The sequence below is a fragment of the Arthrobacter sp. Y3225116 genome, from assembly GCF_059091245.1.
In genome coordinates, this window is the sequence record NZ_JBNHGL010000085.1 from 1 (window position 1) to 11,370 (window position 11,370).

Genomic DNA, 11,370 nt, shown 5'->3' on the forward strand with positions numbered 1-11,370 from the left:
AGGCGCATCGGCCACCGGGCCCCCGGCTGGGACGGCCCCGAATGGCCGGAAGGCGTGCACGAACGCGAGCGCTGGGCCCGGCTGCTGCAATGGCACGGGATCGACGCGGATCCGCTCGACTACCGGCTGGATAAACCCGCCGTCCCGAGCCCCTGCCCGGGAGCCGCGGTACTTCATGTCGGGGCCGCCTACGGCAGCCGCCTATGGCCCGCCGAGCGCTTTGCCGCCGTCGCCCGGGTTCTGGCAGCCCAAGGACACCGCATCCTGTTCACCGGCAGCACGGCGGAACGGCCGCGGGCACTGGCCGTGGCCGAATTGGCCGGGCTGGACCAGGACACCGTCGTCGCCGGGACGCTGCCGCTGGCGGAGTTTGCCTCGGCGATCGCCGAGGCCGCGCTCATCATTTCCGCCGATACCGGCGCCGCCCACCTGGCGTCGGCCTATGCCCGGCCGTCGGTGGTCATATTCGGGCCGGCACCGGTCAGCGTCTGGGGTCCGCCGCCCGGCCCCCATACGGTCCTGACCGACGAGAGCCTGAGGCTGGGCGACACGTTTTCCGCGGACCCGGACCCCGCCCTGCTGGCCGTCGGCCCGGAGGACGTCCTGGCCGCCGTGGCGCAACTGCCGGTCGCTACGCCGTCCGCATCCGCTGCCGGGCGGGGGCCTGCCGTTCCCCCAACACCCGGTGCTGGAGCTTGACCAGGATCCTGGCCAGCGCGCGGGACACCTGCATCTGGGTCATGCCGATGCGTTCGCCGACGCGGCGCTGGGATTCCTCCTGGAAGTACCGGTAGAAGAGCAGTTGCCGTTCCTGCGGTTCCAGCTCGCGGATGGCGCCCCGAAGCATTAACAGTTCCTCGGTCCGTTCGGTCCCGCCGTCGGAGACAGCCAGCGTCTCGGCCAACCCCTGCCCCTCGGGGGTCCCGTCCAGTGATTCCGGACGCAGGCTGCCGTGGCAGTTGAGGGCTTCGGCGACCAGTTCCGGGCTTTCGGCGAGCGCGTCGGCCAGCTCCTGAAGCCCAGGTTCGCGGCCCAGCCGCTGGGCGAGTTCGGACGTCATTTTGATCGCCGCCGTCCGCAGGTCCTGGAGGTGGCGCGGCGGGCGGATCATCCACGAACTGTCGCGAAGGTAGCGCTTCAGTTCGCCGTGGACCGTGGGGGCGGCGTAGGCGCGGAAGTCCGCGCCGTGCTCGGGGTCAAAACCGCGGACCGCCTTGAGCAGCCCCAGCCGCGCCACCTGGTTCAGGTCATCGAGCTCCCTGCCCGGGCCCGAATAGTTGCGGGCGATCCCCTCGGCAATGCCCAGGTGCCCCAGCACCAGCTCCTCTTCCAAGGCGGCGCGGAGGGACCCCCTGGCGCGTCTCGCCTTGCGGAACAGAACCTGAATGTCTTTCTCGTTGTGTTGCATCAGAAGCCCACCATCTTCTCGGGAAGTGCGCGACCCAAACCGCTTCTCCCCCAAGAGAACATAAGCATGCTGATTATGCAACAGTCCGCCGCCGGAAAAATGCGCAAAAGTCTTTTCTTCTCCCGGGAGAAGAAGGTATAAGCAGCAGAAGCACGCGGGCGCCGGCCCAGGCCTTCGGGCGGCGAGTCAGGACCGGATCAGGACCAGGGCGTGTCCGGCTTTTCCTGCGCTTGGCCGTCGACCACCAGGTCCACCTTCTCGTTGTAGAAGCAGAAGAGATCGCGGATCTTGGGATTTTCCGGGATCGGATCCGGGTAGCTCCACACCACATCGTGAACGACCGCCTGGCCGACGCGGACCGACCAGTAGCGGGCCTGCCCCTTGTACGGGCAGCTGGTCACCGCGTCGCTGGCTTCCAAGAGATCCGTGCGCACGTCGTCGGCGGGCAGGTAGTAGCGGACGGGAAGATGTGTTTCGAAGAGCATCAGCGGTCGGATGCTGTCGGCGATCTTCTCGCCCTCCAGGTAGACCTGGACCCGGCGCGAGCTGCGCAGCGTGTCTACCCGTTTGTAGGGATCGCGGGCATGTACCTGCGCGCGTTCGTCTTCCTCGTACCATTCCAGCTGGCGCCACGAGAACGTCACATGCCCGGCCAGGGCGGCGAGTCCGCCCGACGGGTCGGGATGCTCCCAGGCCCCGGCTTCGGCCCTCTTGTTGCCAACGGCCACGTCCCACACCTGCTGCCCCGCCCGCCCGGTGTGCGGATTGGACAGCACCTCGTGCGCCACGTCCTCGCGCGGCACGTAGTAGGTGGGCAGGCTTCCGGTGTCGTACTGGACCAGCAGCTTGGCCCTGGTGCTGTCAGCCACCAGGCTCCCGCCCAGCCGCACGCGGATGCGCCGGGCGGTCGGTTCCGTGAAGGGCCTTTCGAATTCCATGTGGCACACGCTACTCCGATCGTGCCACCGCGGGCAGTGCTGTCAGAATGGGCATCACACACCAACCAGGAGGCTTTGAGTGGGCACCGAGGAACGTACGGCCAGGTTTTACATCGACAAGCAGACACCGGCGGCTTACCGCGCCCTGAACGGGGTGGCGCTCAAGGTAGCCGACGCCGCCGAGGAAGCCGGGCTGGACCGGAAACTGGTGGAGTTGCTGAACCTGCGCATCTCGCAGATCAACGGCTGTGCGTACTGCCTGAACATGCACACCCGGCTGGCCCTCGGCGAGGGCGAGACGGCGCAACGCCTCTCCGTGCTTCCGTCCTGGCGGGACACCGAGGTCTTCACGGACAAGGAGCGCGCCGCGCTGGCTCTGGCCGAGGCGCTGACCGAACTGACGGACCACCACAGCCAGGAGCGCGCCTATTCCGCCGCCCGAGAGGAACTCACCGACGACGAGTTCTCCGCGGTCAGTTGGATCACCGTCGCGATGAACGCTTTTAACCGCGTGTCCATCGTCAGCAAGCATCCGGTCCGGCCGCAGTAACCAACCCGGGCCGGGCAGGCCGGCACGGGGCCCGGCCGGCGCACGACGGCGGTGCGCTGCGGTTTCCGTTCAGCGGCTACTCAGGCCGCGGCTACTCGGGCTGAGGCGGGACCTGGGCGAGCGCGTCGATCTCCACCAGCACGCCTGGCCGCGCGGAGCCCACCTGCAGGACGGTGATCGCCGTCGGCACCGGCCCCCACACCTCCGCGGCCGCGGCGTACCCCGCGTTCGCGTCCTGCCCGGCGGCGAGGTAGATGTTCAGCTTGGCCACGTCCTGCTGCGTGGCACCGGCCTCCTCGAGGACGGCCAGCACGTTGCGCATCGCCTGCTTGGTCTGGCCGGCAAGATCGTCACTGACCATCTCGCCGTCCGCGTTGATCCCGTTCTGGCCGCCGACGATCAGCAGCCGGCCGGGTCCGTCCACGAGCACGCCCTGGGAAAAGGCCGGACTGCGGAACATGCCCGCTGGATTTATGTGCGTGAGAGCCATGGCTTTCCTCCATTTTTCCGGTTAGGGGCGCACAGGCACAGGCACCGGCACCGCGTGCCGGTGCCCCTGCGCGAGCGTAACCACGGTAGGCCGATGCGGCAGCGGGCACCAGACCCGCGCAGTGGTGAAGCCCACATGAACGTCCGATGCACTCTGTGAAAAAATAGGGCATGCGTCCCATGCAACATTCCAGCAAACTCCAGAACGTCCGGTACGAACTTCGCGGCCCGATTTTGCACGCGGCCAAGAAGATGGAGGCGGAGGGCCACCGCATCCTCCGGATGAACCTCGGCGATCCCGCACCGTTCGGGCTGGAGGCGCCGGAGTCGATCGTGGTGGACATGATCCACCACCTGCGCGGCGCCCAGGGCTACAGCGATTCGAAGGGCATCTTCTCCGCCCGCACGGCCATCTCGCAGTACTACCAGACCAAGGGCCTGATGCAGATCGGCGTGGAGGACATCTTCATCGGCAACGGGGTGTCCGAGCTGATCTCCATGACGCTGCAGGCGTTTTTGGAAAACGGCGACGAGGTGCTGATCCCTGCTCCCGACTACCCCCTGTGGACCGCGTCCGTCACGCTCTCCGGCGGCAAGGCCGTGCACTACCTCTGCGATGAGGACAACCACTGGTGGCCGGACATGAAGGACGTCGAAGCCAAAATCACCGACCGGACGCGGGCGATCGTGCTGATCAACCCGAACAACCCCACCGGCGCCGTCTACCCGCGGCACGTGCTGGAACAGTTCGCGGCCCTGGCGCGCAAGCACGATCTGGTCCTGTTCTCGGACGAGATCTACGAGAAGATCACCTACGACGGCGCCGTCCACGTCCACACCGCCTCGGTCGCGCCGGACCTGCCGGTACTGACGTTCAGCGGGCTGTCCAAGGCGTACCGGATGCCCGGCTATCGGGCTGGCTGGGTGGCCATCAGCGGGCCGCGCGCCGAGACCGCGGCCTACCGTGAATCACTGGAGCTGCTGGCCTCGCTCCGACTGTGCTCGAACGTCCCGGCGCAGCACGCCATTCAGACGTCGCTGGGCGGCTACCAGTCCATCGGCGACCTGGTGAAGCCCGGGGGTCGGCTGCACGAACAGCGCGACCTGGCCTGCCGGCTGCTCAACCAGATCCCGGGCGTCAGCTGCGTTCCCGCGGCCGGGGCGATGTACCTGTTCCCCAAGCTGGATCCTGCCGTGTATCCGTTCGAGGACGACGAGAAGTTTGTCCTGGACCTGCTCGAGGAGGAGAAAATCCTGGTTTCGCACGGCAGCGCCTTCCACTGGCCCACGCCGGACCACTTCCGGTTCGTGATCCTGCCGTCGGTGGAGGATATCGAGGAGGCGGTCCGCAGGATTTCTTCCTTCCTGGCCATCCACCGGAAGAAGACGGCCGACGCCGCTGCTGCCGCCGTCTAAAGGCTGCCCGGCCCGCCAGGCCAGGCGGGAACGCCGCGAGCCGTGCGACCGATCGGTCGGGTGCGGCACACCTTCGCCGAGGGGCAGGTCGTGCCGTGGGCGGGCGGCACATCCTGCTAGGCTGCTGACATTTCCAGCCGCCGGTCGGGCGGCTGTGGTGCCGGGCATCGGGGGAACATGCGGACCAGGCCGACGGCCGCCCTGATGGCGGTGTGCGCGTTGCTGCTCGCGGGCTGCACGGAACCGGAGGCGGAAGCAGGAGCGGCATCCCCGGCCACGGCGAGTGCCACTCCGGCAGCCTCCGGCGGCGGGTCCGCCACCGGTCCTGCCGCCGGCACATCCCATGGCCCCATCCGGCTGGCCTCTCCCCCGCCCGGTCGCGCGACCATGGCGCCCGCGGAGACCGTGGGAGCAGCGGATCCCGAGGGCACGGATGCCTACATCGACGACTTCCTCGCGACGCAATGGTCTTCCGGCGTGGAGCCCTCGGCTCTGGGTGAGGCGTCCGTCGGCGACTGTGTGTTCTTTGATTGGGAGTATTCCTCCGGCCCCACGACCTCCGCGTTGTTCCAGGTGCCCTGCCAGGAGCCGCATGAAGGCGAGATATTCGGCTCCATCACGCACACCGGCGAGCCGTATCCGGGTCGGTCAGCGCTGCAACGCGGTGCCGAACCCCTCTGCGGCGAAGTGATTTCCCAGTTTCTCGAAGCCCGGTTGATTCCGGACGGCACGCACCGGCTCTTGTTCCCTACGCAAGCGGACTGGGATTCGGGTGAACGCACCTCCGTTTGCCTGTACCATCCCGGCTCCCTGTTGGTGCGCGGCTATTTCGGGGATTAGCCAGCAGGGCCGGCCGGCAGGTGCGTGAATTCATTGTGAACAGGCGGCCGGATCCCTTGTGGCCGCCCTCGCCCGCCCGGATGGTAGAGGAGAGATGCGCGGCCGTAACCCGATCCGAGGAGCACCACCATGCCTGAGACCCCGCTCGAAAACTGGGACCTCGTTCCCGGCACCTTGGTGGAGGTGTACAGGGACGGAACGCTGCTGCGCACCGGAAGAGTCGATGCGGTAACACTTGATGCGGACATCGTCTGGCTGGCCAACAGTGGCTCCCACCCACGCCGTCTGTTCGAAAAGTCCGAGGGGTACCGGCTCCATCTGGTTGCGGACGGGGCCTGACCGCAGTCCCGCGCCGGACCCTACCGCCGGGGGCCCTCCCGGCGCTAGCGTGTCCGGCATGGAGATGAAACTCGAACTGGTGGCCGTGCCGGTCACCGACGTCGACCGGGCCAAACATTTCTACGTTGAGCAGGTCGGCTTCCACGCAGACCACGACCACCGGGTCAGCGACGGCCTGCGGTTCGTGCAGCTCACGCCGCCCGGCTCGGCGTGTTCCATCGTGATCGGCAAGGGCATCACGGAGATGGCGCCCGGCTCGCAGCAGGGGCTTCAGATGGTCGTTGCCGATGCCGAAGCGGCCCGGGAAGAACTGCTCGGCCGCGGCGTCGCGGCGAGCGACGTGGACGCGCAGCCGTGGGGTAAGTTCGTCTACTTCAGCGACCCGGACGGCAACACCTGGGCGCTGCAGCAGCTGCCGCCCAGGGACTGAACCTGCCGCTCGCGCACTCATGCCCTCAGGCTTCTGCCGCTGCCCCGGTGGCGCCGCGGTGCCGCGGGAAACGCCCGCCATCTGCCGCGGCCGAAGCCTGGCTCCGCCTGCCGCCACCGACGGAGGGCCCAAAAAACTTTTCTTGCTCCGGCGGAATAATCCGGCCCTCCGGGGGTGTTCCTTAAACTGAGACTGCCAACGGACAGCTGAGGGACCACCAAGTTTGCAGCAGGGATCAGCGGAGAAGCTCTTTCCCGCGCCCTGCCGCCTCGCAGCCCCTGCCGTCAGCGCTCACCGGCACCCGGCAGGAGCCGGCGCTTCACGCCTGACAAGCAGTCCCCGAACGATGCCACGGCAGGGTCGGCCCCACAGCCGATCCGCCTGGCACAGCACGCCCTTACCGCCACAACACAGGAGGTCACGTATGACACTATCCGCACCCGGTCAGTCCCCGCTGGTCAATTCCACCCCCACCAGGATCCGCAATCTCGGACATTTGCGCCGCGGCGATTCGGTCGAGGCCCGCATGGACAATGCCGTCCAGTACCGGGGCCGCGTCGACCGTACCGCACCCGGCGTCGGCCTGGTGTGGATCCGTGATGAGGCGGACGGCTCGCGCCGCGCCATCAGCACGCAGGACTGCACGGTCTGGCGGCTGCCGCAGAAGGGCTGACATCAGCATGGGGCGGCACAGCCCCTCCCACGGAGCGGACGGCTTCGGCGACCACCACGGCGCCGGCGTCGTCCGTTGCTTCGTTAACCGCGGCCCTTCCGGGGTCGGCGCTTGTCCGGCGGGCCTGGCCGGAGTTGAATGGAGCCAGCGTTGGGGCCGGCGCGGGTCCCGGCCACCGCCTTCGGAGCATGCCATGGCCGTCTCGTTCAACCACACCATCGTCTACGCCGCGGACAAAAAGGCGTCGGCGGAATTCTTTGCGGAGATCTTCGGCCTCGATCCGCCGCAGCCGATGTTCGGACACTTCATGACGGTCCTGCTGGAGGGCGGCGTGGCACTCGACTACGCGGACACCGGCGGGAACGTGCAGCCCCAGCATTACGCCTTCCTGGTCACCGAGGACGACTTCGACGGGATCCTCACCCGCATCCGGTCGGCCGGAATCGACTACTGGGCAGACCCGGGCCGCAGCCAGCCCCAACACATCAACCGCAACGACGGCGGCCGCGGCGTCTACTTCACCGACCCGAACGGCCACTTTCTGGAGGCCATCACGCGCCCCTACGGCTCCGGCGCTGCCTGAGGCGAGGCGCCGTCGTACGCTGGACCGACGTTCGAACAGGAGCGAAGCATGCAACAGGAAGCCACCGGGAACGTCCGCCTGAGCGCGACGGTAAGCGGCCGGGTCCAGGGAGTGGGCTTCCGGTACTGGGCACGGGAACGCGCCGAACGCCTGGGGCTGGTGGGCTCGGCCGTGAACCAGGCGGACGGCACCGTGGGCGTGGTGGCGGAGGGGCCGCACGATGCGGTGCGGCAATTCGCGGCCGCGTTCGAGTCAGGCAGGGCGCCGGGGCGGGTGGATGCGGTCGAAGCGACGTACGGCCCGCCCACCGGCGGGTTCAACACCTTCGAAGTGGGCTGAAGAAGGGGGCCGAAGGAGGCCTGATAGGGGCCCAGCGGCGCCGGGTGGTGTGACGTTTAAATCGAGCCGGCCCCGCGGCGTGTTCACGCGGGACCGGCTCTTTGGGGGATCGCCGGCCCGGCAAAAAACGTGGGGGTCCGTAACCGGCTAACGCTGAAATTATGCCACTCGTCGCGCCCAAATTTCAGGACTGTGATTTATGTTACGAAATGACGTAACACTTCTCCGTCGCCGGGTTTGGTTACGGGCGGGGTGCGTTTCCGATTACCGGAGGATCAAGAAAAGCGTGCCCGGGCCGCGTGCCGTAACGGTTGCGGCGTTATCGCGAACGTGCCCGGTCCCGTCGCGGAAAACGCCCCTATCCTGAGTGCATCTGTCACCCCCATGAAAGGCGGTGTGCCATGCGCAAGCTCCCCACATGGCTGTCCGTGATCCTGCTGGTTCTCGGCCTGGGCTTGGTGGCGCCCGGCCCCGCCACCGCCGCGCCCTACTGCGGCATCGCCTGGGGCTCGACGGCGGAGTCCGCCCCGGGGACCACGACCGCCCCCATCACCAACGTGCGCACCGGCCGGCACGCCTGCTTCGACCGCATGGTCGTGGACCTGCGCGGCGACGTGGCCGGCTACTCGGTGAGGTACGGGACGGTGCGGGCCCAGGGATCCGGCCATGCGATCCCCTTGCGCGGCGGCGCCGACCTGGCCGTGGTCGTGAAGGCGCCGGCGTATGACTCCAACGGGCGCGGCACCTACCGGCCGGCCAACCCGAAGGAGCTGGTGAACGTCACCGGCTACACCACCTTCCGCCAGCTCTCCTGGGGCGGCAGTTTCGAGGGGTACACCACCATCGGCCTCGGCGTGCGCGCCCGCCTGCCGTTCCGGGTCTTCACCCTGGACGGCCCGGGCACCATGTCCCGCCTGGTGATTGACGTGGCCCACCGCTGGTAGGCCTGACACTCTGCCGACAGGCCGGGCGCCTGGCGGCCTCTGCCCCGGCCGGCCGCTGACGACGGCGATGCCCGCCTTCGGTGCCTTCACGCACCCGGGGCGGGCACCGCCGTCGTCGTCTCATGCCTAGCCGGCGGCGGCTTCCAGAAAAGCCTCGGCCAGCGGGCCGGCGGTCTCGGAGCCGAGCTCGCCGTCCTCCACGAACACCGCGATGGCGAGGTCCCCGTGGCCGGCGATCACCCAGGAGTGGGTTTGCGGCGGGTCCTGCGAGCCGTACTCTGCGGTGCCGGTCTTGCCGATGGCGGGCTTCCCGGGCAGGTCGGCCAGGTTGGCCAGATAGCCGTCCACCACGGCCGACCGCATCATGCTGCGCAACTGTTTGGCTTCCCCGGCGGTCAGTTCGGGCACGTCCGGGAGCTCGGCCTTGGGGTCGTGCCCGTCCACCAGCGTCGGCACGACCGAACCGCCTTCCACCACGGCCGCCATCAACGTGGCCAGCGCCAGCGGCGACGCCTGCACCCGTGACTGGCCGATCAGCGAGGCCGCGTGCGCGGTCCCCTTGGTGTCCTCGCGCGGCACCTCGCCCATGAAGGCCTCGATGCCGGGGTCCGCGGTCATGCCGATGCCCAGGGCGCCGGCGGCATCAGCCAGCTGGTCCTGGGAGAGTTCCCGGTGCTCGGCGATGAACGCCGTGTTGCAGGAGTGGGCGATGGCCTCGGTCAAGGTGATCCGGCCGGTGAACTCGGCGGGATAGCTGTCCGCGTTCTCGAAGCTTCGGCCGTCCACGACCAGTTCCGGGTCGCAGGTGACGGCGGAGTCGGGGGTCGCGCCGTTGCGCAGCATGCCCAGCGCGGTGGCGATCTTGAAGGCGGAACCGGGGGCGTACCGGCCCAGGAACGCGGTGTTGTAGCCTTCGCTGTCCGGACCGTTCGCGGCCGCCAGGACGGCACCGGTGGACGGGCGCAGCGCGACGATCGAACTCGGCGAGTCGATGTCGGCCAGGATGTCCTCGGCCGCCGACTGCAACTTCGGCACGAGCGTGGTTTTCACGTTTTCGCCATCCACCGGGTCTTGGCGGAACAGCTGGCGGGACGGCGCTTCGCCGCCCTCTTCGGCAGGCTGCCCGACGGCGGAGACGGTGGCTCCCGGCGTGCCGGAGAGCTCGGTGTTGAAGGCCGCCTGCAAGCCGGACGAGCCGACGGTCTCGCCCGCCACCACCGTGCCCTTGGACTTCTCGATGTCCTCGGCCGTGGCCTCGCGGACCGATCCCAACACCGGAGCGGCGAACGTGCGGTTGGGCGCCAACGGAATCTGGTCGCCCACCGCCAGGAAGCCCTCGATGCCCTTCAGCTTCTTCTGGTCCAGCTCGTCGAAGGCGTCCTCGCGCAGCGTGATGGCGTCCACGAAAGCCTTGGGCCCGTAGGCTTCAACCTTTTCCAGGTAAGCGGCGGCGTCGATGTCCACCAGCTTGGCCAGCGCGCGCGCGGAGTCCTCGGCGGCCGATGCGTCGAGGCCTGTCTTGTCGATGCCGACGACCCTGACCGGGCGGTTCTTGACGATGGCCTCTCCCTCGGCGTCGAGGATCCGGCCGCGCCGCGGTTCCTCGGTGGAGAGCACCAGCCGTTCGCCCTCGGCAAGCGAGGGCTCCAGGATTTCGGGCTTCCACCGGACGTGCCAGGCGTCCTCGGCGTAGTGCAGGTCGGCCCTGGTGGTGTAGCTCCAGCCCTCCGCATCGGTCACCGGCCAGTCATAGGAAAGGGTGGCCCGGAAGAGGTTGGATTCGACCTCTTCGACGCCTTTCACGCTGACTTCGGGCTCCACGGGGTCCATCCCCTCGGTCAGGGCGGCCAGTTGTTCCTGCACCTGGGCGCCGGTGGCATCGGCGAAGGCAACCTTTGACACGTCGTTGGCGGCCAGCCCTTCCGCCAACGCCCGGGCGGTCGGTTCCGGCGATTCCCGCTCCGGAGCGCAGGCAGCCACCGCTAGGGTCAGCAGCAGGGCGGTGATGAGTGCAAGTGCGCGCCGAAGCAATTCTTCTCCCGGATCCGAGGGTGTCCTGTTAGAACCTATAAGCGGCCAGCAGCGATGTCGAGCCGGGCGGCACCGGCGGGATGATGCTTGAATGGGTTCCGTCGGGACGCCGGCCTCGAGCCGGCAAACAGGACAGTAAGGACACCATGACCGAATCCGCTCCCCCAGCTTCCCGCCGTGCCGCGGTGGTCTGGAACCCGTCCAAGAAGTTCAACTTCGACTTGGTGGCGCTGGTCGAGGGCCTGTGCGCCGAGACCGGCTGGCAGCCGCCGCTCTGGCTCGAGACCACGCTTGAGGATCCGGGCGCCGGCCAGGCACACCAGGCGCTGGAAGCGGGCGTCGATCTGGTCATCGCCGCCGGCGGTGACGGAACGGTGCGGCGCGTGGCCG

General features: G+C 68.5%; 16 protein-coding genes. 11 read left to right on the forward strand and 5 right to left on the reverse strand.

What is annotated here, in order from left to right:
- On the forward strand, nucleotides 1–699 hold a 699-nt coding region (locus tag AC5RV2_RS09750), incomplete at its 5' end, for a glycosyltransferase family 9 protein (protein ID WP_494092162.1).
- Here the strand turns inward: AC5RV2_RS09750 and AC5RV2_RS09755 are convergent.
- Both AC5RV2_RS09755 and AC5RV2_RS09760 read right to left on the reverse strand, forming a co-directional pair.
- Nucleotides 632–1,408: a sigma-70 family RNA polymerase sigma factor gene (locus tag AC5RV2_RS09755; RefSeq protein WP_494092163.1), complete on the reverse strand. Its 777-nt coding sequence runs from the start codon at nucleotides 1,406–1,408 to the stop codon at nucleotides 632–634. The genes AC5RV2_RS09750 and AC5RV2_RS09755 overlap by 68 nt on opposite strands.
- 197 nt (nucleotides 1,409–1,605) lie before the next feature.
- The gene (locus AC5RV2_RS09760; RefSeq protein ID WP_494092164.1) at nucleotides 1,606–2,346 is read right to left on the reverse strand and encodes a DUF427 domain-containing protein; all 741 of its coding nucleotides are present in this window, start codon (nucleotides 2,344–2,346) and stop codon (nucleotides 1,606–1,608) included.
- A gap of 79 nt (nucleotides 2,347–2,425) precedes the next feature.
- Here AC5RV2_RS09760 and AC5RV2_RS09765 point away from each other — a divergent pair, with 79 nt between their 5' ends.
- Entirely contained in the window at nucleotides 2,426–2,896 is a 471-nt protein-coding gene (locus AC5RV2_RS09765; protein WP_494092165.1) for a carboxymuconolactone decarboxylase family protein, read from the forward strand.
- A gap of 91 nt (nucleotides 2,897–2,987) precedes the next feature.
- On the opposite strand, the gene AC5RV2_RS09770 is transcribed toward AC5RV2_RS09765, so the two are convergent.
- Complete coding sequence (locus AC5RV2_RS09770) at nucleotides 2,988–3,386, reverse strand: RidA family protein (RefSeq protein WP_494092166.1); 399 nt, start codon at nucleotides 3,384–3,386, stop codon at nucleotides 2,988–2,990.
- Between the two features lie 170 nt (nucleotides 3,387–3,556).
- Between AC5RV2_RS09770 and AC5RV2_RS09775 the strand changes: the two genes are divergently transcribed.
- Nucleotides 3,557–4,801 carry a pyridoxal phosphate-dependent aminotransferase gene (locus tag AC5RV2_RS09775; protein WP_494065030.1) on the forward strand — a complete coding sequence of 415 codons (1,245 nt, stop codon included), beginning with the start codon at nucleotides 3,557–3,559 and terminating at the stop codon, nucleotides 4,799–4,801.
- Between the two features lie 116 nt (nucleotides 4,802–4,917).
- Here AC5RV2_RS09775 and AC5RV2_RS09780 read toward each other — a convergent pair whose 3' ends face one another.
- Nucleotides 4,918–5,190 (reverse strand): hypothetical protein, encoded by a 273-nt coding sequence (locus AC5RV2_RS09780; protein ID WP_494092167.1) that lies wholly within the window; start codon nucleotides 5,188–5,190, stop codon nucleotides 4,918–4,920.
- A gap of 16 nt (nucleotides 5,191–5,206) precedes the next feature.
- On the opposite strand from AC5RV2_RS09780, the gene AC5RV2_RS09785 reads away from it, so the two are divergent.
- From AC5RV2_RS09785 to AC5RV2_RS09815, 7 genes are all read left to right on the forward strand, one after another.
- A complete protein-coding gene (locus tag AC5RV2_RS09785) occupies nucleotides 5,207–5,641 on the forward strand; it encodes a septum formation family protein (RefSeq protein WP_494092168.1) in 435 nt (144 codons plus the stop codon).
- A 129-nt stretch (nucleotides 5,642–5,770) separates the two neighbouring features.
- Nucleotides 5,771–5,980 (forward strand): hypothetical protein, encoded by a 210-nt coding sequence (locus AC5RV2_RS09790; protein ID WP_494092169.1) that lies wholly within the window; start codon nucleotides 5,771–5,773, stop codon nucleotides 5,978–5,980.
- 58 nt (nucleotides 5,981–6,038) lie between these two features.
- Nucleotides 6,039–6,410 (forward strand): glyoxalase superfamily protein, encoded by a 372-nt coding sequence (locus tag AC5RV2_RS09795; protein WP_494092170.1) that lies wholly within the window; start codon nucleotides 6,039–6,041, stop codon nucleotides 6,408–6,410.
- A gap of 424 nt (nucleotides 6,411–6,834) precedes the next feature.
- Nucleotides 6,835–7,083: a hypothetical protein gene (locus AC5RV2_RS09800; RefSeq protein WP_493978913.1), complete on the forward strand. Its 249-nt coding sequence runs from the start codon at nucleotides 6,835–6,837 to the stop codon at nucleotides 7,081–7,083.
- A 193-nt stretch (nucleotides 7,084–7,276) separates the two neighbouring features.
- On the forward strand, nucleotides 7,277–7,666 hold the full coding sequence (locus AC5RV2_RS09805) for a VOC family protein (protein WP_494092171.1): 390 nt from the start codon (nucleotides 7,277–7,279) through the stop codon (nucleotides 7,664–7,666).
- 48 nt (nucleotides 7,667–7,714) lie between these two features.
- Nucleotides 7,715–8,005: an acylphosphatase gene (locus AC5RV2_RS09810; RefSeq protein WP_494092172.1), complete on the forward strand. Its 291-nt coding sequence runs from the start codon at nucleotides 7,715–7,717 to the stop codon at nucleotides 8,003–8,005.
- 401 nt (nucleotides 8,006–8,406) lie between these two features.
- Entirely contained in the window at nucleotides 8,407–8,949 is a 543-nt protein-coding gene (locus AC5RV2_RS09815) for an AMIN-like domain-containing (lipo)protein (protein ID WP_494092173.1), read from the forward strand.
- Nucleotides 8,950–9,075: 126 nt separating this feature from the next.
- Here AC5RV2_RS09815 and AC5RV2_RS09820 read toward each other — a convergent pair whose 3' ends face one another.
- Nucleotides 9,076–10,980 carry a penicillin-binding transpeptidase domain-containing protein gene (locus AC5RV2_RS09820; protein WP_494092174.1) on the reverse strand — a complete coding sequence of 635 codons (1,905 nt, stop codon included), beginning with the start codon at nucleotides 10,978–10,980 and terminating at the stop codon, nucleotides 9,076–9,078.
- A 146-nt stretch (nucleotides 10,981–11,126) separates the two neighbouring features.
- Here AC5RV2_RS09820 and AC5RV2_RS09825 point away from each other — a divergent pair.
- Nucleotides 11,127–11,370: diacylglycerol kinase family protein (locus AC5RV2_RS09825; protein WP_494092175.1), on the forward strand; the 244-nt coding region annotated here is incomplete at its 3' end.